Below are 21708 nucleotides of genomic sequence, written 5' to 3'. Positions count from 1 at the left end.
TTATTCTCCTTCCAACAAAATAGTTGCAAATCCTTTTTTAGGAATACAGATAGTGTTTTCTTTTAGTTCTGCGATTTTTTCCTCCGCTAGTGAAACTTCAAAACTGGAAGCGTTGGTTGTCCAGCGAACGGTTTCTTCTTTGTCTGATGGGTTAAATAGGCGGATAATTGTGCCAGTGCCATCCCACGATTTTTTGCAAGTGCTCATGAATACGTTCGGGTTATCTAATTCAAAGATAGAATTTTGAGCTGGTAAACGGTCGATTGGATAATCTACTTCAAAACGTTCTAGGCGCTCTTCAAATGTATTTAGGTTTTGTAAGTGATAGGTTTCTGTATGACCTTCAAAAATGTTAGATTGCGCGTAGAGCGTTTGTTCATTTAGTTTCTCAGGTTGTACGTACACAGCATATTCAAAAATCATTTCTGCGAGCATTTGACCGTCTGGTGTAGGAACGACTTTGTTATTAATACCGGAAGCACGACCTGGACGCCACATGAGATCATCTTTTCCAAGCAAACCATTACTTCTGAAAAGAGTTAATGCGATTTCAGCAGTTTTCGGTAAGATTTCATATTCTTTGATACCGCCAACTAACAAGGCAAGTGTTGCGTCTTCTTCAGAAACAGCGACGATATTTTCCACTGGGAAAATCGGCACAGGTGCTTCCACGAATTTGTCCTCGCGCCAATTTGCAAGGTAAGGGTTTATGACGCTGCGTTTCATGAGGCTATAACCTTGGTCTGCGTAAGAATATTTAGGTTCTGCTACATTTGTTTTAATCAATGCTCTAATGCGGTGGTCTTTTACTTTATTGTCAATAGTATGGCGAACACGGACGAATTCTTCACCGTCAAAAAGTTCGATTTCTGTTAAAATTTCAAATGTTTCTGTACTTGTTTTTTGTGCGCGGGCTTCTAAATCTTTCGGAACTAAAGCAGTATGTTTTAACATCATTTTGCTATATAGATGATTTTTTTCAACGGTTAGTAATTCGCTTGTTTCGATATAGATGGCTTGGTCGCCTTCAAGTGGTGAGAAGTCAAAGGAATCCCCAGCGTCAGCCACATTTTCGAAGCGAATAAGGTCATTTATAATGCTTTGTTGTTCTTTATTTAAAAGATTGATTTTCCCGTTTTCGAATTGAACAATGATTTTTTCATTTTCAATTGTTTGTTTGGAAATGCTGATTAATTGGTCCATTTCTGTAGTAACGGCTTTCACTTGCAATGTTTTGTAACCAAGTGCAGGGATTAGGCCGCTTTTCAAGTAGATTTCTGTACGATAATAATCAGGAACAGCAACTTCTTTTTCGCCTTTTGCAGTTACGATTACCTTCCGTCCACCGTCTAATTTTTCTTGATGTACAACGCTGAAAGTCACTTCCGCATCACCTGAGAACAGTTGGAATGATTTTTCAGGAGTGAATAATGTTAGTTTTGCAGTTCTTTCTTCTGCCACTGGGTTAGTATTGAATAATAGCGCAATATTTTCGTCGCCCATTTCCTGACTAACGGCCTTCGTAATTTGTTTTTTCAAAAGGTTAATTAAGCCATCTGTCATCCGAAGTGCGCTAGTTAGCCGAACTACGATGTCATGGTTTGCGTCATCTGAATTTGAAGCACCAATACCGTTATGAGCGTGGCTATCAAATAATTTTTTCCAAATAATATCTAACCAAGGTTTAGGATATTTGATTCCGAATTTATTGGCCATTGTTGCAAGTGGTTCTAGAATGTTGACTAATCTATTTTCTACTAAGTAATTAAGACGTTTAATATCGTAGCGTTCTGAACGACATGTATGGTGGATTCGTGATTTTTGGCAAGCAAGCAGTTCACCAGTGATTTCGTTCGGGAAAGTAGAAGTCCAAGCATCATTCATAAATGCTTCGTAATCGGACAGAATGAAGGTATAACCTAAGTCCATCTCGTTCAATTCCGCGACAATTTCTGGGAAGTTTTCGCGCACAAGTACTTGGTCGCCGCCTGCTGGTAAAAGAAGGACATCTGTATGTGTGTTCATTTCAGCAAGTCGATCTAAAATTGGCAGAAGACGCGTTTCTACATAGCTTTTTTCACTGCTTAAAAATTTGCCGGGTCCATAACCGAAGAAAATATTGTTGGTTGGGATGGACTTGTTGTCTGGAGATGTCCAGTGGAAGTTAAGGTCATCTTGCACTTGATCGTTATAAACACCACGCTGGAAAATGCTATGCTCCATATTAAATGATTTATAAATAGCTGGCAGATAAGCATGTTGCCCAAAAATATCTGGGGAATAACCGATACTCATGCTATGGCCGAATTCTTCGCCCATTTTATAACCATAAAGTAAGTTGCGAATCACAGCTTCTGTTTTAACTAACAAGCTATCGGTTTGTGTATACCACGGACCGACGAACAGACGACGATCTTGGATAAGTTTTTCAACGCGCGCTTTATTTTCTGGACGAATATCTAAGTAACGCTCAATGACAGACATTTGACCATCAAAGGAATAACTTGCAAAGGAATCTTTTGTTTCTAAAACATTTAAAAGATAGTCTAAATTCTCAATTAATAAGATATTGGAATCTTCCATGGTGAAATACCATTCGTGATCCCAGTGGGAATGTGCGACAACATGTACAATTTTATTTTTTTTCATTTTAAAAACCTCTCAAATTAAGTGACAGGTACTAACGAGAGTACCTGTCAGCCTATTTTTTTATTTGATTTTATTTTCTTTACGTGTGATTAAGCCGTAGCGTACGAAGATATTCGCGAATGTGATAAAGGCGATACCTACGATTAAACCAATCGCATAGGCCCAGAAATTTTCAACGAGCGGCCAACCCCAAATTGCTGGAAGTGGAAGCCATTGTACTGCACCAAGTAAAACGGCAGTAACCGCACCAAGAGAAGCACCAATCATATTAATTGGAATAGTGATAAGTGGATTTTGTAGCATAAACGGTATCGCGCCCTCTCCTATGGCAATAAACCCTAGGAAAATAGAGGTTGTACCTGCAACACGTAAGTTTTCATCAAAAACACGACGTTTAACAACATATTTATCTAATACAGTCGCAAGCCCAAGTCCGATTGGCGGGATAACGATTGCTAAAACACGAGCAGTTAGCGGGAAAATTCCGTCTGCTGCGAGTCCGATTGCGATAGCTCCAGCTGCTTTATTGACTGGTCCACCTAAGTCAAATGCAGTCAAACAAGCAATAATTGTCGAAAGTAGTACAGCACTTGCATCTTGATTTTGAATAATTAGTTCTTGTAACCATGCGTTTAAGCCCCCGAATACCGGGTCGACCACATAGTAATTGACGAAGAACAAGACTAAAACGGTAATCCCTGGAATCAGGAACATTGGTTTCATAGCTTGTAAATTTTTGTGTAATTTAATTTTTTCGTTTAAGAATTTAGCAACAAATCCGGCAATGATACCTAAAATTAGAACACCGAAGAATCCAGATGGTATACCGCCATCTATGCCCCAGAAGGTGTAATGTAGCCCTGCTGCGAAAGCACCACCGATAAACCCGGGAGCAAGTCCAGGACGGTCAGCAATTGAGTAAGCAAGGAAGGCACCGAAAACAGGATACATGAATTTCATAATCATATTTCCGTATAAACCGAGATAATGGAAGATTACAATAAGCTGGTTAGAGTTTGTTGCATACTCTGGATTACCAATAACTTTTTCAAGACCAAAGGCAGTTGCGCCAAGTTGGCCAATACCAATCATTAAACCACCTGCGACAATAACAGGTAACATATAAGAAATACCAGTTAAAATCCCACGATAAATTTGCGAGAAAACACTGCTCTTATTATTATCAAATTGTTGTTCTGAACCATCTGTATCAGCTTTGACATAGCCATCTGGTTTGCTTAATACAGTTTCAATCATTTCTTTACCACTACGAAGTGGCTCAGCGACACGTCTTTGGATAAAGGGCATTCCGGCGAAACGTTCTTTATCTTTTGCGGTAATATCTGTCGCGAAAATGACTGCTTCTGCGCCTTTAAGGATTTCAGGAGTAATGCGGTCTTCAATACCATTCGCACCTTGTTTTTCGACGATAACTTCAATACCAAGTTCTTTACCAGCTAGTTCAAGGGCTTCCGCTGCCATATACGTATGGGCGATACCCGCTGCACATGCTGTAATAGCAACGATTTTTCGTGTATAATCTACTTTTTCATCTTCTTGTTGTTCAGAATCTAGCACGGTTATAAATTCGTTTACTGTCGGAGCGGTAGAAATGCTCTCAATAAAAGCAGGGTCGAGTAAACGCTTACTTAAAGCTGCCAAAAGTTCTAAATGAGTTGATCCGGCTTCGTTTTCTGGAATAGCTAATAAAAAGATATATTTTACTTCATTTGTTGGATCAATGCTGCCCCAAGAATTAATTGGTTGATTGATACGAGCAAATGCAAAAGCAGCTTTTTTAACGGCTTTAGATTTACCATGTGGAATAGCAAAACCTTTCTCTAAACCAGTTTCAGAAATCTTTTCACGTTCTAAGACAGCTTTTTTGAATTCATTTTTATCTGACAAAACTCCTTGATTGTGTAAAGCATCAATTAATCCATCAAATACTTCTTCTTTAGTGCGCCAATCTTTATCTAAAAAGATGAGTGGCTCCGATGTAATATCGCTTAATTTCAATGCTATCAGCTCCTTTATTAACAGTCTTTTCCCTAGGTTACTTTAGTTATACCATATTATTTTTTTGAAAAAGTACGAAAATCGTACAATTGTACGCAGTGTTGTTCATTCGCTTTTATTTCATGTATACTAAAATTAATTCGGATAGCCATGGAGGTATTTATTATGTCAGCTACTTCACTTTATCGCTTGTTTGCGCCTCAAATTGAATTTTTAAGTCCTGCTGAAAAACAAGTTTTCTTCTATATTGACAACCATATTTCTACCATTGAAAAAATGTCCCTCACATCTCTAGCGGAGTCAACCAATGTCAGTACCACAACCGTTATTAGAATGTGTCATAAATTAAAGCTTTCCGGTTTTTCTGAGCTGAAATTTTTACTTCACTCGGATAAAACAGAAACAAAACCCCTTTCAAAAGACTATTCATCTACATTTTTAGAAAAAATTCGTTTAGGAATTGAGCAACTTCCAAAGAAAGAAATTGAGCAAGTCGCGACAAGAATTGCGTATGCACCTAAAATCTATATTGCTTGTCTAGGCATGACGAAAACATTAGGAGAATATTTTTCCAAAAGTCTTGTTACATCGAAAAAGAATGTAGTTTTCACCTATGATTCATTTATTATCGATATTTTGCCACAAATTGTTGAAAGAGATGATTTGATTATTATTATTTCTGAAAGCGGTGGCACCGAAAACACCCTTTCGCTCGCGGAACATTTAAAATATAATTTATCGAATGTCATTGCGATTGTGAATAATCCCAATGCCCAGATTTCCCAATATGTGGAGACGATTATTTATGCTTCCAGTGAGGAGTTTGATGAAGATTCATTTAAACATCATCACGCCCCACTGTTAATTGTGATTGACTTGATTCTAAATATTTTTGAACAGCAAAAAAAACTTATTTAAAATATTTTTATGAAATTGCTTGACATGAAACCCATTTCATCATTTAAAACTAATATATAAGGCAATGAAGGAGGCGAATGATATGAAATTAGATGGGGTATGCAAGATTAATTCAGCACTTGGAATGGAGTATCAATTCGGAGAGTTTTACATCGATAGAGACTATCTTGTTTTTGACCAAGATTTTAGTTTGGGTATGAAAAAAAGACAAACGTTTCCAGTTGCAAAATTAGGGCATATTGCGCTAGTTCGAGAAGAAGAGGAAATCATGCTAACATTTAGCTGCGATAATATTGAATTCGAAATAAATGGAAATTCCCATGATAATTTGCGCGAATTTCGAGATTTACTTCAAAATAAAGGCACCAACAGCGCAGAAATCCAAAAAGCGGAAAGTAAGAAAAAAGCAAGATATACAACGCACCATTATCACAACTTCGCTAAATCTTGAAGGAGGAAATTATATGTATAAAGCAATAATTTTTGACGTAGATGGAACAATTCTAGACACGGAGAGAGCTGTTTTGCATTCTCTTCAAGCGGTTTTAGCCGAAGAAGGATTAAGTTATGAACTGGACGAATTACGATTTGTCCTTGGAATTACCGGAGCAGCTGCGGTGGAACAATTAAACATTCTGGATCCAGAGAAAGTATTGGATAAATGGATTGAACGAGAAGCAACTTTCATTGAAGAAGTAGAGGTGTTCGAAGGCATTCATAAAGTACTGCATGCCATTCCAGAAAGCGGTGTTGTCACTTCTAAAAACGCGTTAGAAATGGAAAAAGGTTTCTATCCGTTTAATATTCAGGATCATTTTCAAGCGATTGTTTGCGCAAGTGATACCGAAAACCATAAACCTCACCCAGATCCACTGCTGAAAGGGTTAGAAATTCTTGGAAGAGAGCCACATGAAGTGCTTTATGTTGGTGATTCTTCGTACGATATGAAATGTGCCCATGCGGCCGGAGCTCATTTTGGCTTAGCACTTTGGGGCGCGAAGACAACAGATGGCTTTGAAAAAGCAGAACTTGTCTTCGAAAAACCAGAAGATATTTTAGCTTATGTAAGTAAATAAGTAAAACCCGCCAACCTTGAATGAAGGCTAGCGGGTTTTTTGTTATAAATTATTGTAATGCTCGTTGGAAACAGGTTCTAACCAGGTCGTTCCGCCTAATTCCACATTTGTCGAAATGGCTAAGTGGACAAACCAGCTATCTTTCGTAGCGCCGTGCCAATGTTTCACGTCTTTAGGGATTGTTACCACGTCGCCCTCTCTGAGCAACTGGGCAGGTTTTCCTTCTTCTTGATAGTAGCCAGTTCCGCCTGTCACAAGTAGGATTTGTCCGCCGTCATGTTTATGCCAGTTGTTTCTAGCTCCCGGTTCAAACGTAACGTTCCCAATCGGACAATTGTAAACAGTGTCTTCAGGGACAAGCATTTTTAAATAAGCATTACCGGTAAAGTAGTCATTAGTAATCAGTTCCCCTTTATCAAAAATAACGCTATTTTCAAGTGTAGTCATTATGAATTACTCCTTTCAACATTAAAATCTTTTAGTTCTTCTTGAGCCGGAATGAGGTGGGTATCGTAATTGTCTATTTTGAAGTCAAGTCGATCGAGCGCTTCTTGCATAACATCAATGCGATTTTTCAGCTCTATGCGTTGCTTTTTCAGCAATTCGGCGCGAGCTTCCAGCGTGTGTTCGCCTTCTCTGAAAAGTGCCAAGTAATCAATTAAGGCTTCAATAGACAAACCAGCTCGGCGCATTTGGCGAGTAAATAAAATCCATCGTAGGTCTTCTGCGCCAAATTTACGAACCCCACTTTCATTACGGTGGATGGGTGGAATTAAACCAATGCGTTCATAGTAGCGAATTGTATCGGCAGAAACGCCACTTTTTTCACTAGCTTCTTTGATATTCATGGTTAATTCTTCCGAAGCATCTACTACATAAAAACTAATATTATTTTTGGTCATGACTATTCTCCTTTACTGATTTTCTATAATGATTGTATTCCTTGAAGTGGACTTTAAGTCAAGCGAAAAAGCAACCATGATCATTTATTCATGATTGCTATTATTTGTTTGAAGTGTAGACAGATAAGCTAAGAGCAACCCGTCCATCTTGCGGAGCGATAAGTTTGTTTGCTCATAAAATTTATCCAAACGATATTGAATGGTATTTCGGTGCATAAAAAGCTCTTTAGCCGTGAGACTGATGTTTCCTTGGTTTTTAAATAATGTGTGAATCAGCGGAATCCAAGTATCATCTTGATGGAAAAGGTCGTTGAGTTCATTCGTGATTAAACTTTCCTTCATTCGAAGCGCGATAACTTTTAAACTTTCGGAAGCCACGGTCTGAACTACCTCACGATTATTATGGTTGAAAATGGCACGTTCTTCTGCAAATAAACCACGCAATCGATCATTTAACGGATGGAAAAGACCCATGAAAAATGTAGATTGTATATAGAAATCATTTTCAAGCGTACCGGCAACGGCGATTAGTTCCTCTTCGCCAAGCAGCGACCCCGTTGATTTTTCAATAATAACGCCATAGTTAGTCGAAAACATAATTAACTCAGCTTCTGGACTGAAAAAACTCAGCAAAGCCTTTTGCCACTCTTGTAACATGCTTTTAGTTGTAGTTGTCTTAATATGGAACTGCGTAATGCGATATGTTTCTTTCTCATTTGTCATCGCCAATTCCTTGTTTCCAAACAATAAATCGAACCAAAATTGGGTGGATTCTTTAGGAAATGTTGGTAATGGTTCTGGAAATAGCGTATGTAATAACATCGCTTCTTCTTCTGAAAGATTGCTTTTAGGAATAGTAAAATAATACGGTTCTTCGAAAAAAGAAATCGTATCTGAACTGGATTTTATTGGATTTTTTGAAACGACTATATTGGGATATCTATTTTTTAATATTTTAATATGCACAGTGGATAGCACCCCTTCTCTATTCTTTATTTTTACAAAAGAAAGATAGGAAGTCAAATTATTGCCCGGGAAATAAAAAGGTTGCGCAGTCAACTAAAATCCTGCTATACTATAATGGTTGACGCCGCAACTAATTATGTGGCGGATTTTTTTATGAGGAGTCGGATAAATGGCAGATAGACAGGAAAGCTTAGCGAAAGCCATCGCAATTATTCATCGTTCAGAAAGCACTTTTAAAAATAAAAAATTACTAGAAACTGGTCTTAATATAGGTCAATTACGTTATTTATGGACGCTTTATAAAGAAGATGGTATTTCCCAAGAATCTATGGCTAAAAGGTTTATGGTTGATAAAGCAAGTGTGACAAGGCATATTAAGCGTTTGGAAGAACTGGGGATGATTCGCCGCGAAATTGATGCGAAAGATAGACGTATTCAGCGGATTTTTGTGACGGAAACTGGTTTTCAGATGCGCGATTTAATTGAAGAAGTGACAGCCGAATGGTCCGCACTTTTAACAGCGAATTTTAGTGAAAAGGAAAAAGATGACTTAATGCATTTGATAGGACGACTTTCAGATAATGCGATTATAGCAGTCGAAGGAGGAGAATCTGAATGAAAGAACAGAGTAAACGATTAGGTGAAGATAGCATTCCTTCACTCATGGCGAGATTGTCGATACCGGCATTTATCGGCATGTTTGTTATGGGGATGTATAATATTGTTGATACGATTTTCGTGTCATATGGCGTTGGGCCATCAGGGGTTGCAGCACTTTCAATTGCGTTCCCAGTTCAAATGATACTAATGGCAATGGCAGCTATGTTTGGTATTGGTGGCGCGTCGATTATTTCCCGCTCGCTCGGTGCTGGGGAACAAAAACAAGCGGATAAAGTATTCCATCAAGTTATTTGGTTAGTGCTTATTTCCAGCATTTTTATTGCAATTGTAACCTTTATTTTTTTAGATCCGCTTATTACGCTTTTCGGAGCACCGGCAGATATTCATGATATTGCCAGTGATTTCTTATCGCTTATTTTGTTAGGCGCAGTGTTCCAAACCTTCGCGATGGCGATGAATAATATCGTTCGCTCAGAAGGTAATGCGAAAACAGCGATGTTAACCATGATTATTTCCGCTATTTTAAATATGATTTTAAACCCAATTTTCATTATGGGATTCGGTATGGGCGTTCGTGGTTCTGCCCTTGCAACTGTTATTGCACAAGCTGTTGGGGCGATTTGGCTCTTGATTTATTTTTTATCAGGAAAAAGTACTTTATCTTTAAAAGGGTTCTCATTCCGAATGGATTTCCCGCTGATTCGCCGGATTATGGCAATCGGGTTCCCGTCATTTATTATGATGTCCGCAGGTAGTATCGTAACGGTTGCGGTAAACTGGATGCTTAATATTTATGGTGGAACGATGGCGATCGCTGTATACGGAATTGCGAACCGGATTGCGTCGTTCGTCATTATGCCAATCAATGGTGTTACACAAGGGATGCAACCAATCGTCGGCTTCAACTACGGTTCCAGACAATTCGAACGCGTAATGAAAGCTGTTAAAGTATCAATGATAGCTGCAACTGTCATGTCACTAATTGCTTGGGGATTGGTAGAAATTTTCCCAGGAATGCTCGTACGAATTTTCTCTAACGACCCAGAACTGATTGCACAAGGAACAAACGCTGTTAGATTTATGCTACTAGCTGCGCCAACAATTGGTTTCCAAATTGTCTGCGGTGGGCTATATCAAGCACTTGGTCGAGCAAGAATTTCATTCATCATTTCCCTAATGCGCCAAATCATCTGTTTAGTACCACTTTTACTTATTTTGCCGCAGTTCTTCGGTTTAGATGGTATTTGGTACGCCTTCCCATTAGCAGATTTAGGCGCGTTCACCGTCTGTCTAGTGATTATGAGCAAAACATGGCGCCGAATTTTTAAAAATCCCGAGATAGTTTAAGGTAAAACGAATTGGGTATTTTCTAACTAGTGTCTCAAAAACAAAGGAGCGATTTTTATGGCAAAAATGTACCCGTATTTGGCTTTTGAAAATGCAAAAGAGGCTTTAGGATATTATGAAGAAGTGTTCGGAGCAACGAATATTTCAAGGCTTCCAGTAAGTGAGGAACAAAGCGAAATGTTTGGCTTAGCAAAAGAAAACCTAGAGAACACAACTGTTCACGGTGGCTTTACCGTCCTTGGCGCAAACTTATTTTGTTCAGATTCATTTGGCAAAGAAGTAAAACCATCCAATCAAATTTCGATTATGCTTGATTCTAACAGTGAAGACCCAGCGGCAGTAGCCGACGCCGATGCTTTCTTTGAAAAAGTGAGCAGCTCAGGAAGAGTAACAGTAACGTTACCTTTCGAAGAGCAATTTTGGGGCGGAAAAATGGGACAATTCGTCGATGAGTACGGAATTTCTTGGATGATTCATACGCAACCTTATTCTAAATTATAAAAAACAAGTGGACCAGATATTAGTTATCGTGGTCCACTTTTTTATTTGGATTCACTTTTTTCATTAAGTAATGTTCGCCGATGCCAGGAATGACAAACGATTTGCCGACTTTGCGATAGCCGTGTTTTTCATAAAAACCAACAGCGACAATCCGCGCATTGCACCAAATAATATCTGCGCCGCGCTTCCAAATTTTCGCTTCACCGTCTGCAAGTAAAGCTGTGCCGAGGCCTTTCAAGCGCATCCGGCGTTCTGTCGCCACACCGCGAATTCGGTACTGGGCAGGATTCATAATAACAGTCGATTTTTCTGGATAAAAACTGGCAATCCCAAGTAAAACATCTTTTTCAAAAGCGCCTAAATGAAAAGTACCCTCCATATCATCATTAGGGTAAATTGCGTTTTCTTCAGGCTGTTCTGGGCGAAGAACCCGGTGCCTAATATCTTGCGTGTCTTTTGCTTTGATTTGCTTGATTTCCACGGCGCCCACCTCCACGTTATTTCTTTCTATTATAACCAATCTTTCTAAAATATCTATTCAAAAGTTAATTTTGTTTCATAGGAATAACCACGAATCAGCTCTTGATTAATCCAAGCCACCGTTTCTTGTAAAAGGTAATTTTCATTTTCTGGAGGTGTCTCCCAGTTTTGCGGCGTGACAAAAGCTTGCCGCTCGCTTGATAACAAACGCCGTTCACCAGGCGCGCCAATAGAATGATCCAACTCAATGAAAAGATAAGTCTGCCCGTCTAAAATACAATAACCAGGAAACTGCTGATAGCTTTTCGAAAGACCAAGGCGGCTCACGGTTTTCTGCACTTCTTGATGAAAAGCCGGGTCGTTTAAAATATCCGCATGAACAGGCGTTAGAAGTGGCTCTGTAAGCAAAAGTCGGACCGCTGTTAGAGGTTTTGTCGAGTCAGTTTCCCGTTTTAACAAACCTTGATAACGGTCAATAAGCCATTTTTTACGGGCAATGCGAGCTTCTTCATCCATTAATTTTTGTTGGTATTTTATAAGCAAATCGGGCAAGCTTTCCGATGTGTTTTTGTCGAGGTATTGTTTTAGTTCTTGCAAGGAAAACCCCATATACTGCAACGCTTGAATGAGGTTGAGTTGTTCTTCTTGAGCCGTTTTGTAGTAGCGATATCCAGAAGTTGGATCGGTAAAAGCCGGGACCAAAAGCCCAATTTTATCATAATAGCGCAGTCGTTGGATGGAGAGTTGGCTTTTCTTTGCCATTTCCCCAATGGAAAAAAGCGGTTCCACATTTATCACCCTTTCGTCTTGACTCTATAGTTACTATACACTTTATCATAAAGGTAATTCAAAGCGAGAGGTGAAAAAAATGAAAATTATTGTGGAAAAAGATTACGAAAATATGAGTAAAACAACGATGCAACTGCTTTTAGGGAAAATGTATCAAGACAAGTTGGTTCATTTAGCCATCACAGCAGGCTCCACACCGAAGCGAATGTACGAACTGATGGTAGAAGAAATGAAAGAAAAGGCACCACTGACAAATGTAAGCTATTATAATTTTGACGAAATTCCAATTGGGGACGAAAAATACGGCGTAACCATTGCCAATTTAAAAGCGATGTACTTTGATCCGGCGGGAATTCCAGAAGAACAAATTCACATGCTAGATACGAAAAACTATACAGACCATGAAGCACATTTGAAAGCAGTTGGCGGTTTGGACGCGATTTTAATCGGGATTGGTGAAGATGGTCACTTCTGCGGGAACTTACCTGGCGTAACCAAATTCGGCGATGAAACCCGACTTGTTTCCGTTCAATCACGCCCAGATATGTTCGATATTTTGCTCGGAGAAGTTGGCGGCGACGTGGAAAAAGTCCCCGAATACTACGTAACAATGGGACCAAAAAGCGTCATGCACGCAAAAGAAGTCATCCTATTCGCAAACGGCAAGAAAAAAGCAGCGATTATCAAAAAAGCCCTACAAGGCCCAGTGACAGAAGACATTCCAAGCTCGATTTTCCAGTTACACCCTAATTTTACAGTGGTGCTGGACGAGGAAGCGGCGAGTGAGTTGAATATTTAAAAGAAAACCCAACCTTCTATTTAGGAAGGCTGGGTTTTTGATTATCCATGCACACTAGCAAACTCCGCATCACGCAACTCAACGCGACGAATTTTACCAGAATCAGTTTTCGGTAATGCCTCAACAAACTCAATCCGGCGCGGATACTTATACGGAGCGGTTTGTTCTTTCGTGAATGTTTGTAATTCATGCACAAGATCTTCCGTGCCCTCGTAACCATCCTTTAAGACGATAAATGCTTTTACGACCGTACCGCGGATTTCGTCAGGACTTGCGACAACAGCGACTTCTTTTACGGCTGGATGATGTGTGAGCGCGTCCTCTACTTCGAACGGTCCAATCGTGTAACCAGAGCTAATAATAATATCGTCATTCCGGCCTTGGAACCAGTAATAATTATCTTCATCGCGGATAGCGCGGTCACCAGAAACGAAATAATCACCGCGAATCGCTTTTTGCAAACGTTCTGGTTCTTTATAGTACTCTTTGAAAAGTGCTGGGAAATCTCTACGCATCGCGATATCACCAATTTCACCGACGCCAACTGGATTTCCTTCAGCGTCAATAATTGCCATGTATTCTGGCATAATCGGTTTACCCATCGAACCAGGGCGAATCGGCGTATCAACCAGTGTCCCAATCAACAGTGTACTCTCCGTTTGACCGTAGCCGTCGCGAACTTTAATATCAAAATTATCTTGGAAAACTTGAATTACTTCGCGGTTTAGAGGTTCTCCTGCTGATACGGCGCTACGAAGGGAACTTAAATCATGTTCGCGCAAATTATTTACTTTAGCCATTAAGCGATATTCTGTTGGCGTACAGCACAGCACGTTGATTTTTTCTTCTTCCAGTAAATGAAGTTGTTTTTCAGGAATGAAACGACCGTTGTAAATGAAGCCAGTGGCACCTTTTCCGAGTACAGAAAGGAAAGGAGACCAAACCCATTTTTGCCAACCAGGTCCGGCTGTAGCCCAAACGATATCGTCTTCGTGAATATCGAGCCAATGATCAGCAGCGATACGAATATGCGCGTAACCCCAGCCGTGAATATGTACAACGCCTTTAGGATTACCTGTTGTTCCACTCGTGAATGCAAGCAGACAAGCATCATCGCGCGAAGTTTCCACGCGTTCAAATTCGGTTGAAGCGGCTTCCATTAATGTTTCGTAGTGATCCCAGCCGGATAATTTCTCCCCAACAATAATTTTTTTCGAAACAGAAGGGATGCTTTCAATTTTATCAAATTCAGCAGTCATTCCATTGTAAGAAACGATTGCTTTTACGTTTGCATGGTGGATGCGGTATTCTAAATCGTGCGCTTTAAGTAGCTCGGATGCCGGGATGATAATGGCACCAGCTTTCCATAAGCCCATGTAAATTGCGTACGTTTCGAGTAATCTAGGTGTCATGACGATAACGTGGTCACCTTTTTTTATGCCTGCGTCTTTGACAACATTGGCAAATTTATTCGCTTGTTCAAGCAGGTGGCGGTAACTCCAAGTTTTTGTTTCGTTATGCTCATTTTTCCAAATTAAAGCAGTTTTTTCAGAACTGAATTTAGCAATCTCGTCGGTAATATTATAAAGTTCAGGAGCGATTAAATTTTCTGAATTCATAATGACTCTCCTTTATAAGTAGATTGTATATTTTGATAATTTTGTTTTAGGACCTAGTATTAATATATGGTAATATAAATGTTCCGCGAAAGCAACTAAAGTGTTCCTGTGAAAGTTTGAGCAGATTATTCCTACATCCAATCCAAGCTATGCTAAAATAACAATGAGTGACTTTTTAGAAATGAGGTGCATAGATGGAACGAGCTTTCTTTATGCAACAAGCGCTTGAAGAAGCCGAGAAAGCACGAGATATTGGAGAAGTTCCAATTGGTGCAGTCGTTGTTTTAGATGGAGAAATTATTGGGCGGGCGCATAATTTGCGTGAAACGAGCCAAAATGCAGTGACCCATGCGGAGTTGCTTGCGATTCAAGATGCGTGTAAACATCAAAATTCATGGCGACTTAGCGGTGCAGAACTATACGTTACGCTAGAACCATGTCCGATGTGTAGCGGCGCCATTTTACTTTCGCGGATTGAAAAAGTTTATTACGGAGCCAAAGATCCAAAAGCGGGAACAGCCGGATCGTTAATGAATTTACTCCAAGATGACCGATTTAATCATACGTGTGAAGTAGAAGCAGGATTAATGGAAAAAGAAAGCAGCGAAATGTTAAAAAGTTTTTTCCAAGATCTACGAAAACGGAATAAATTGAATAGGTCTTAATGCTTATTGTAAGAAATCATACTTTTAAATCTTTCATTGTGAAATAAAAAGCAATAAGCCTTACCAACATTTACAGCCAGATAATAATTGCGAAAAATATCACAATCTAACTAAAACAAAATAACATCGAAAGTACTAAATAAATTTGTCGCAAAATAGGATAAAATATACTCCAGATAGAACTCATTATAAAGTGAAAATCTTTCTTAACTAGTTCCTAAATCTGTGAAAAATAAGGATTACATATTATTTTATTATGCTTTGTGAATTACAGAGCAACTGAACGCGTCACTTTGGGCGATTTTTCACATGATTTTTAAGAGAGAAGCACAAATCAGGGAACGAAGCAGTAATTTTTAGCACAAAAAGGAGGAGAAAAGGGTGGATAAACTATTTTTAGCCCGTTTTCAATTCGCATCAACAACGATTTTCCATTTCTTATTTGTACCACTTTCAATTGGACTTGTATTTATGGTTGCTCTTATGGAAACGTTGTATGTCGTGAAGGGGAAAGAAATTTACAAAAAAATGTCGAAGTTTTGGGGACACATATTCCTTATTAACTTCGCAGTCGGTGTCGTAACCGGTATTATTCAAGAATTCCAGTTTGGGATGAACTGGTCGGATTACTCTAGATTTGTTGGGGACGTATTCGGAGCACCACTTGCAATCGAAGCGTTACTTGCATTCTTTATGGAATCTACGTTTATCGGACTTTGGATTTTTGGTTGGGACAAACTTGGCAAAAAACTTCATTTAGCATGTATTTGGCTTGTTTCAATCGGAACAATTATGTCTAGTTTCTGGATTTTAGCAGCGAACTCATTTATGCAACATCCGGTTGGTTTTGAATTTAAGAACGGCCGCGCAGAAATGAATGACTTCTTGCAACTTATTACTAATGGGCAACTACTTGTGGAGTTCCCGCACGTTATATTCGGGGCATTTGCCACTGGGGCCTTTTTCATTGCTGGTGTCAGTGCGTATAAGATGCTCAAAAAACAAGATGTCGCCTTCTTTAAACGATCATTCCAAATTGCAATGGTCATGGCGGTAATCGGTGGCTTTGGTGTGGCTTTCAGTGGTCACTCACAAGCACAATACTTGGTTAAAACACAACCAATGAAAATGGCAGCAACAGAGGGGATATGGGAAGATACAGCCGACCCAGCTCCGTGGACGATGATTGCCAAGATCAACCCAGAAGAGAAGAAAAACGAATGGGAAGTCAATGTCCCGTACGCGCTAAGTTTCTTATCTTACGGAACATTAACTGGTAGCGTGGAAGGTATGAACACGCTGCAAAAACAATACGAAGAAAAATATGGTGAAGGTGACTACATCCCACCAGTTAAAACAGCATTTTGGAGCTTCCGTATCATGGTTGGCGCTGGTATGTTAATGATTTTATTCGCATTAATCGGTATCGTGCTTGCTTGGAAGAAAAAACTCGTTAATGCAAAATGGTATTTACGTTTCATGATTCCAATGATTGGTTTCCCGTTCCTAGCGAACTCCATGGGTTGGATTATGACAGAAATAGGGCGACAACCATGGGTAGTCTTCGGTTACATGAAAACCGCCGATGCCGTATCGCCAAACGTTTCATCAGGACAAATTTTGTTCTCGATAATTGCGTTCTCGACAATTTATACGATTTTAGCCATTCTATTGGTTTACTTGTTTATACGTGAAATTAAAAAAGGACCAGACGGACACAAACCAGAAAAAGCAGAGATTTCCGTAGATCCGTTTGATAAGGGGGATGAAAGCTTTGTCACTAAATGAGTTATGGTTTCTATTAATCGCCATCTTATTCATTGGATTCTTCTTCCTTGAAGGTTTTGACTTTGGTGTTGGGATGTCTACACGATTTATGGCTAGAAATGCACTGGAACGCCGCGTGCTCGTTAATACGATTGGGCCGTTCTGGGATGCAAATGAAGTTTGGTTACTAACTGCAGGGGGCGCGATTTTCGCCGCTTTCCCTAACTGGTATGCAACCATGTTTAGTGGTTATTATATTCCGCTAGTATTCTTATTACTTGCGCTAATTGGCCGTGGTGTTTCTTTTGAATTCCGTGGTCAAAAAGATTCACCGCTTTGGATAAAAACATGGGATTGGGTTATTTTCTTCGGTAGTATTTTACCGCCATTCCTATTTGGTGTATTATTTGCTAGCTTGATTCAAGGTATGCCGATTAATAGTGATATGGATATGTACGCTGGGTTCTTTGATTACATTACCGTATTCTCCGTATGGGGTGGCGTGACGATTACGCTCATGTGCCTACTTCACGGATTACTATTTATTACTTTACGTACAGAAGAGGATATTCAAGACCGTGCTCGTCGTATGGCGAAACGTGTTTGGTTTATTACTGTACCAGCTCTAGTAATTTTCGTTGTACTTGCTTACTTCAATACTGACATGTTCCAAGTTAGACCTGTACTTGTACCACTGATGATTGGAATTGTAGTCGTTATGTACGTGCTATCTGCCCTGTTTATTTGGAAAGATCGTGATATTTTGGCATTTACATTCGGCGGACTTGGAATTGTCTTCACGATTGCGACGATTTTCGTGTCACTATTCCCACGTGTAATGATCAGTTCTATCAACAGTGCGTTTGATTTAACTATAGAAAATGCAGCTTCCGGACAATATTCGCTTAGTGTGATGACGATAGTTGCCGTTACGCTACTGCCGTTTGTTCTTGGTTACCAAATTTGGAGCTACTATGTTTTCCGTAAGCGCGTTTCTAGTAAGGAGAAAATGACGTATTAATGGGAAAAGATTTAAGGAACTACAAAGGAATTAAAAAAATAATGGCGATTCTCGCAGTTTTCACGCTAGTTCAAGGTGCTGCGATTATCGTGATGGCGATAACTTTAGCTCGTGCGATTACTGACTTATTTCACGAGCACGCGTTTCAATCAGTCACAATACAAATAGGTCTCTTCGCGGGGGCCTATTTCTTGCGTCACTTTTTGAATGTATGGAAAAAACAAATCGTTTACCGTTACGCTGCGAAACTAGCGAAAACGATGCGGGAAGAGTTGCTTGATAGTTTGTTCGCACTTGGACCGCGTTTTGCTCGTGCGGAAGGAACTGGGAAAGTTGTCACGATGGTTATGGAAGGTGTGGCGGATTTCCGAAATTACTTGGAACTGTTTTTACCTAAAATGATGAATATGGCAATTATTCCAGCGATGATTTGGGTGTATATTGCTTTTCAAGACTGGACTTCTGCTTTTATTTTGATGATTACTTTGCCGATTTTAATTGTATTTATGATTATTCTAGGATTAGCCGCGAAAAAACAAGCAGATTCCCAATTTGAAACGTATCGCGTGCTCTCTAACCACTTTGTAGATTCGTTGAAGGGTTTGGAAACGTTGCGGTATTTGGGGCTTAGTCACGACCATGAAGGGAAAATTGCTTCGGTTAGTTCGCGTTATCGTAAAGCCACGATGAAAACGTTGCGTGTGGCATTTATGTCGTCATTCGCGCTAGATTTCTTTACGATGTTATCGATTGCGCTCGTTGCGCTGTTCCTAGGTCTTGGTCTCATTGACGGTAACATGAATTTGCCAATTGCGCTTAGTGTCCTAATCCTTGCGCCAGAATACTTTTTACCAGTTCGTGAAGTTGGCTCGGATTATCATGCTACACTTGATGGTCAAGAGGCTGGTCGCGTTATTCAAGGAATTATTGACCAAGCCAAAGCAGAAAAACCGGAAACGAATGCACTACCTTTAACAACTTTTGCTGAAAATACGGAGTTTTCGTTTGAAAATATTACTGTAAAGCATGATGTAGATGCTGCAGATTCGCTTCATGAAGCCAGTTTTACGGTAAAAGGATTTGAAAAAGTTGGGATTATTGGTGCGACGGGCGCTGGGAAATCTACCTTGATTGATGTTTTGAGTGGCTTTTTGACCCCGACTTCTGGAGGTTTTCGTTGGAATGGGGAAAGTGGTGCGTCGCTTGCTTCGAGTGATTGGCAAACCCAAGTCACTTATATTCCGCAACATCCATACCTTTTCCACGATACAATTGCTGGAAATATTCGCTTTTATCATCCTAACTCTACAGATGAGGAAATGAAAAAAGCAGCAGAATCTGCCGGTTTAAATAAGCTTGTAGCGGGACTGGAAGATGGTTATGAAACGCTTGTCGGAGAAGCTGGGCGGATGCTGAGTGGTGGGCAAGAACAGCGTGTCGCACTGGCTCGTGCATTCTTAACGGATCGTCCAATTGTGTTAATGGATGAGCCAACAGCCCACTTAGATATTGAAACGGAATATGAGTTAAAAAAACCAATGCTAGACTTATTTGAAAATCGACTTGTCTTTTTCGCGACGCATCGTTTGCACTGGATGCTCGAAATGGACCGAATTATTGTTTTAGATCACGGGGCTGTCGTTGAAACTGGAACGCACGAAGAATTACTTTCGCGTAAAGGTTTCTATTACAATTTAGTCAAAGCCCAATTGGAGGAAGTATGATGCGGAAAAGTAGCTGGATTATCCCATATATTAAAGAAAACCGCGGCTTGTTTTTACTTGTCATCTTCCTTGGAACACTAACTTTTGCCTCTGCTGGAGCACTTATGTTTACGTCTGGACATTTAATTTCGAAATCGTCCTTGATGCCGGAATCCATCATGGCGGTTTATATTTCGACAGTTGGTGTTCGTGCATTTGGTATTATGCGCTCCGTTTCACGCTATGTGGAACGCCTTTCGAGCCATTCGCTTGTCCTTCGAATTCTGGAAAAGATGCGCGTTCGACTGTATCGTTTACTTGAGCCGCAAGCGTTACTACTAAAATCACGTTATAAAACTGGCGATATTCTGGGCCTCCTCGCAGGTGACATTGAGCATTTACAAAATTTCTATTTAACTACAATGCTACCGGCAATTGTTAGCCTCGTGCTTTACGCGGGCGTCGTTATCGCGCTTGGAGCATTCTCGATTCCATTTGCTGCGCTCTTTGTACTCTTGATTGGCCTCCTTGTGCTCGTTCTTCCATGGGTATCACTTTTATATGCTCGTGGAAAGAATGCTTATCTAAAACAAGGGCGCAATAGTTTATATCAAAAATTTACCGATGCAGTGTTTGGTATTAGTGATTGGAAATTCAGTGGACGTGAAAAAACATTTATTTCTAACTACGAAAAAGACGAGGCAGACATGCTTCGAACAGAAAATAAACAGTTTCATTTTGTTAATTGGCGCGATTTCTTTAGTCAGTTAGTTGTTGGCTTTATGGTTATCGTGATGGTTTATTGGAGTACAGCAGAATCACGTGATGGAGCATTTTCTGGAACGATGATTGCCGCTTTTGTTTTGGCAATTATGGCGCTAGCAGAAGCGTTTGTACCAGTTTCAAGTGCTATCAGTGACAAATCATTATACCAAGACTCGCTTGCTCGTTTAGACAAAATAGAAGATCCGACGCTACCAACTTTTGAAGAAGAAACGAAAGAAATAGAGCGAATCAACACAGAAAATGTTGTTTTAAAAGCAGAAAATCTAACTTTCGCGTACGATGAAAAGTCACCAGAAATCTTAAATGGTTTTGACTTCACATTGCAACAAGGTGAAAAAGTGGCGATTATCGGTCGAAGTGGAACAGGGAAATCAACTTTTCTTAAATTAGTTCAAGGAGCTTTACTGCCAACAGCTGGAAAAGTAACTATGAACGGCGTTGAAGTGGAGAATTTAAGACCGCAAATTCCTGAAATCACATCAATGTTAAATCAGAAAGCGCACCTTTTCAGTACGACCGTCTTAAACAACATCCGCCTTGGAAATCAAGATGCATCGGACGAAGAAGTATACGAAGCGGCGAAAAAAGTTCAGTTGCACGATTTTATAATGAGCATGCCAGATGGCTATCATACACAAATGAGTGAAATGGGTGAACGTTTTTCAGGTGGTGAGCGTGGTCGTATCGCTCTCGCTCGGATTCTACTACAAAACACACCAATCGTTATTTTAGACGAACCAACAGTTGGTCTGGACCCAATTACAGAACGCGATTTACTAGCGACTATCTTTGAAACGTTAGCAGATAAGTCACTCATATGGGTAACGCATCATTTAGTTGGTGCCGAAAAAATGGACCGCGTCTTGTTTTTAGAAGAGGGAAAAACGTTAATGGAAGGACCTCATGCTGAATTAATGGCAGAAGAACCACGCTATAAACGACTTTATCAACTAGATCGCCCGATTGAATTATAAAATTAAGCCTTGCTAAGTACAATCTTAGCAAGGTTTTTTTGTATCGCAGTTTTAATATTTGTAACAATATTGTAATTTAAAATTGACTTTCATCACATTTCTGCTT

Annotated in this window: 20 protein-coding genes; 12 read left to right on the top strand and 8 right to left on the bottom strand. The window is 39.8% G+C overall.

The window, feature by feature from the left end:
- Positions 1–2649, bottom strand: a complete 2649-nt coding sequence (locus GL301_RS13840) for a glycoside hydrolase family 38 N-terminal domain-containing protein (RefSeq protein ID WP_021496591.1) — start codon at positions 2647–2649, stop codon at positions 1–3.
- Between the two features lie 60 nt (positions 2650–2709).
- The gene (locus tag GL301_RS13835) at positions 2710–4668 is read right to left on the bottom strand and encodes a fructose-specific PTS transporter subunit EIIC (RefSeq protein ID WP_003725026.1); all 1959 of its coding nucleotides are present in this window, start codon (positions 4666–4668) and stop codon (positions 2710–2712) included.
- 165 nt (positions 4669–4833) lie between these two features.
- Here GL301_RS13835 and GL301_RS13830 point away from each other — a divergent pair, with 165 nt between their 5' ends.
- The 3 genes from GL301_RS13830 (at position 4834) to GL301_RS13820 (ending at position 6662) form a co-directional block, all read left to right on the top strand.
- Entirely contained in the window at positions 4834–5586 is a 753-nt protein-coding gene (locus GL301_RS13830) for a MurR/RpiR family transcriptional regulator (RefSeq protein ID WP_003725025.1), read from the top strand.
- Positions 5587–5668: 82 nt separating this feature from the next.
- Positions 5669–6037: a hypothetical protein gene (locus tag GL301_RS13825; protein WP_003725024.1), complete on the top strand. Its 369-nt coding sequence runs from the start codon at positions 5669–5671 to the stop codon at positions 6035–6037.
- A 13-nt stretch (positions 6038–6050) separates the two neighbouring features.
- Positions 6051–6662, top strand: coding sequence for an HAD family hydrolase (locus tag GL301_RS13820; RefSeq protein WP_003727646.1), 612 nt, complete (start codon positions 6051–6053; stop codon positions 6660–6662).
- A 42-nt stretch (positions 6663–6704) separates the two neighbouring features.
- On the opposite strand, the gene GL301_RS13815 is transcribed toward GL301_RS13820, so the two are convergent.
- From GL301_RS13815 to GL301_RS13805, 3 genes are all read right to left on the bottom strand, one after another.
- Positions 6705–7109, bottom strand: a complete 405-nt coding sequence (locus GL301_RS13815; protein ID WP_003725023.1) for a cupin domain-containing protein — start codon at positions 7107–7109, stop codon at positions 6705–6707.
- Positions 7109–7564 carry a MerR family transcriptional regulator gene (locus GL301_RS13810; protein WP_003725022.1) on the bottom strand — a complete coding sequence of 152 codons (456 nt, stop codon included), beginning with the start codon at positions 7562–7564 and terminating at the stop codon, positions 7109–7111. The genes GL301_RS13815 and GL301_RS13810 overlap by 1 nt, the downstream gene beginning before the upstream one ends.
- Before the next feature lie 84 nt (positions 7565–7648).
- Positions 7649–8530, bottom strand: a complete 882-nt coding sequence (locus GL301_RS13805; protein ID WP_003734227.1) for a helix-turn-helix domain-containing protein — start codon at positions 8528–8530, stop codon at positions 7649–7651.
- 169 nt (positions 8531–8699) lie between these two features.
- On the opposite strand from GL301_RS13805, the gene GL301_RS13800 reads away from it, so the two are divergent.
- Genes GL301_RS13800 through GL301_RS13790 form a run of 3 tightly spaced genes read left to right on the top strand, consistent with a single transcriptional unit; the run spans position 8700 to position 10999 of the window.
- On the top strand, positions 8700–9149 hold the full coding sequence (locus GL301_RS13800; RefSeq protein ID WP_003725020.1) for a MarR family winged helix-turn-helix transcriptional regulator: 450 nt from the start codon (positions 8700–8702) through the stop codon (positions 9147–9149).
- A complete protein-coding gene (locus GL301_RS13795; protein ID WP_003725019.1) occupies positions 9146–10498 on the top strand; it encodes an MATE family efflux transporter in 1353 nt (450 codons plus the stop codon). Before GL301_RS13800 ends, GL301_RS13795 begins: the two co-directional genes overlap by 4 nt.
- Before the next feature lie 57 nt (positions 10499–10555).
- Positions 10556–10999: a VOC family protein gene (locus GL301_RS13790; protein WP_003727648.1), complete on the top strand. Its 444-nt coding sequence runs from the start codon at positions 10556–10558 to the stop codon at positions 10997–10999.
- Between the two features lie 19 nt (positions 11000–11018).
- Here the strand turns inward: GL301_RS13790 and GL301_RS13785 are convergent, their stop codons facing one another.
- Together GL301_RS13785 and GL301_RS13780 are read right to left on the bottom strand one after the other, a co-directional pair.
- Positions 11019–11480: a GNAT family N-acetyltransferase gene (locus GL301_RS13785; protein ID WP_010959088.1), complete on the bottom strand. Its 462-nt coding sequence runs from the start codon at positions 11478–11480 to the stop codon at positions 11019–11021.
- A gap of 53 nt (positions 11481–11533) precedes the next feature.
- Positions 11534–12268: a MerR family transcriptional regulator gene (locus GL301_RS13780; protein WP_003727649.1), complete on the bottom strand. Its 735-nt coding sequence runs from the start codon at positions 12266–12268 to the stop codon at positions 11534–11536.
- Positions 12269–12347: 79 nt separating this feature from the next.
- On the opposite strand from GL301_RS13780, the gene GL301_RS13775 reads away from it, so the two are divergent.
- Positions 12348–13067, top strand: coding sequence for a glucosamine-6-phosphate deaminase (locus GL301_RS13775; RefSeq protein WP_003727650.1), 720 nt, complete (start codon positions 12348–12350; stop codon positions 13065–13067).
- Between the two features lie 41 nt (positions 13068–13108).
- On the opposite strand, the gene mbcS is transcribed toward GL301_RS13775, so the two are convergent.
- A complete protein-coding gene (mbcS, locus tag GL301_RS13770) occupies positions 13109–14686 on the bottom strand; it encodes an acyl-CoA synthetase MbcS (protein WP_003730749.1) in 1578 nt (525 codons plus the stop codon).
- Between the two features lie 194 nt (positions 14687–14880).
- Between mbcS and tadA the strand changes: the two genes are divergently transcribed.
- From tadA to cydC, 5 genes are all read left to right on the top strand, one after another.
- On the top strand, positions 14881–15351 hold the full coding sequence (tadA, locus tag GL301_RS13765) for a tRNA adenosine(34) deaminase TadA (RefSeq protein WP_003730750.1): 471 nt from the start codon (positions 14881–14883) through the stop codon (positions 15349–15351).
- A 381-nt stretch (positions 15352–15732) separates the two neighbouring features.
- Positions 15733–17139, top strand: a complete 1407-nt coding sequence (locus GL301_RS13760; protein ID WP_003722078.1) for a cytochrome ubiquinol oxidase subunit I — start codon at positions 15733–15735, stop codon at positions 17137–17139.
- Positions 17126–18139, top strand: coding sequence for a cytochrome d ubiquinol oxidase subunit II (gene cydB, locus GL301_RS13755; protein ID WP_003727651.1), 1014 nt, complete (start codon positions 17126–17128; stop codon positions 18137–18139). Before GL301_RS13760 ends, cydB begins: the two co-directional genes overlap by 14 nt.
- Complete coding sequence (cydD, locus tag GL301_RS13750; protein ID WP_003725011.1) at positions 18139–19863, top strand: thiol reductant ABC exporter subunit CydD; 1725 nt, start codon at positions 18139–18141, stop codon at positions 19861–19863. Before cydB ends, cydD begins: the two co-directional genes overlap by 1 nt.
- A complete protein-coding gene (gene cydC, locus GL301_RS13745; RefSeq protein ID WP_003725010.1) occupies positions 19863–21602 on the top strand; it encodes a thiol reductant ABC exporter subunit CydC in 1740 nt (579 codons plus the stop codon). The genes cydD and cydC overlap by 1 nt, the downstream gene beginning before the upstream one ends.
- Positions 21603–21708 lie beyond the last annotated feature (106 nt).

Origin of the sequence: Listeria sp. LM90SB2 (assembly GCF_028867355.1) — a bacterium.
In the GTDB taxonomy this organism is placed as follows: Bacteria; Bacillota; Bacilli; order Lactobacillales; family Listeriaceae; genus Listeria; species Listeria monocytogenes_B.
This window is presented reverse-complemented; position numbering and strand designations above follow the sequence as displayed.

Coding starts and splice junctions, on each gene's coding strand:
- GL301_RS13810 (WP_003725022.1), bottom strand. CDS start 7,564: ATGACCAAAAATAATATTAGTTTTTATGTAGTAGATGCTTCGGAAGAA.
- GL301_RS13840 (WP_021496591.1), bottom strand. CDS start 2,649: ATGAAAAAAAATAAAATTGTACATGTTGTCGCACATTCCCACTGGGAT.
- GL301_RS13830 (WP_003725025.1), top strand. CDS start 4,834: ATGTCAGCTACTTCACTTTATCGCTTGTTTGCGCCTCAAATTGAATTT.
- GL301_RS13795 (WP_003725019.1), top strand. CDS start 9,146: ATGAAAGAACAGAGTAAACGATTAGGTGAAGATAGCATTCCTTCACTC.
- GL301_RS13825 (WP_003725024.1), top strand. CDS start 5,669: ATGAAATTAGATGGGGTATGCAAGATTAATTCAGCACTTGGAATGGAG.
- cydD (WP_003725011.1), top strand. CDS start 18,139: ATGGGAAAAGATTTAAGGAACTACAAAGGAATTAAAAAAATAATGGCG.
- GL301_RS13815 (WP_003725023.1), bottom strand. CDS start 7,109: ATGACTACACTTGAAAATAGCGTTATTTTTGATAAAGGGGAACTGATT.
- tadA (WP_003730750.1), top strand. CDS start 14,881: ATGGAACGAGCTTTCTTTATGCAACAAGCGCTTGAAGAAGCCGAGAAA.
- GL301_RS13790 (WP_003727648.1), top strand. CDS start 10,556: ATGGCAAAAATGTACCCGTATTTGGCTTTTGAAAATGCAAAAGAGGCT.
- cydC (WP_003725010.1), top strand. CDS start 19,863: ATGCGGAAAAGTAGCTGGATTATCCCATATATTAAAGAAAACCGCGGC.
- GL301_RS13820 (WP_003727646.1), top strand. CDS start 6,051: ATGTATAAAGCAATAATTTTTGACGTAGATGGAACAATTCTAGACACG.
- GL301_RS13775 (WP_003727650.1), top strand. CDS start 12,348: ATGAAAATTATTGTGGAAAAAGATTACGAAAATATGAGTAAAACAACG.
- mbcS (WP_003730749.1), bottom strand. CDS start 14,686: ATGAATTCAGAAAATTTAATCGCTCCTGAACTTTATAATATTACCGAC.
- GL301_RS13800 (WP_003725020.1), top strand. CDS start 8,700: ATGGCAGATAGACAGGAAAGCTTAGCGAAAGCCATCGCAATTATTCAT.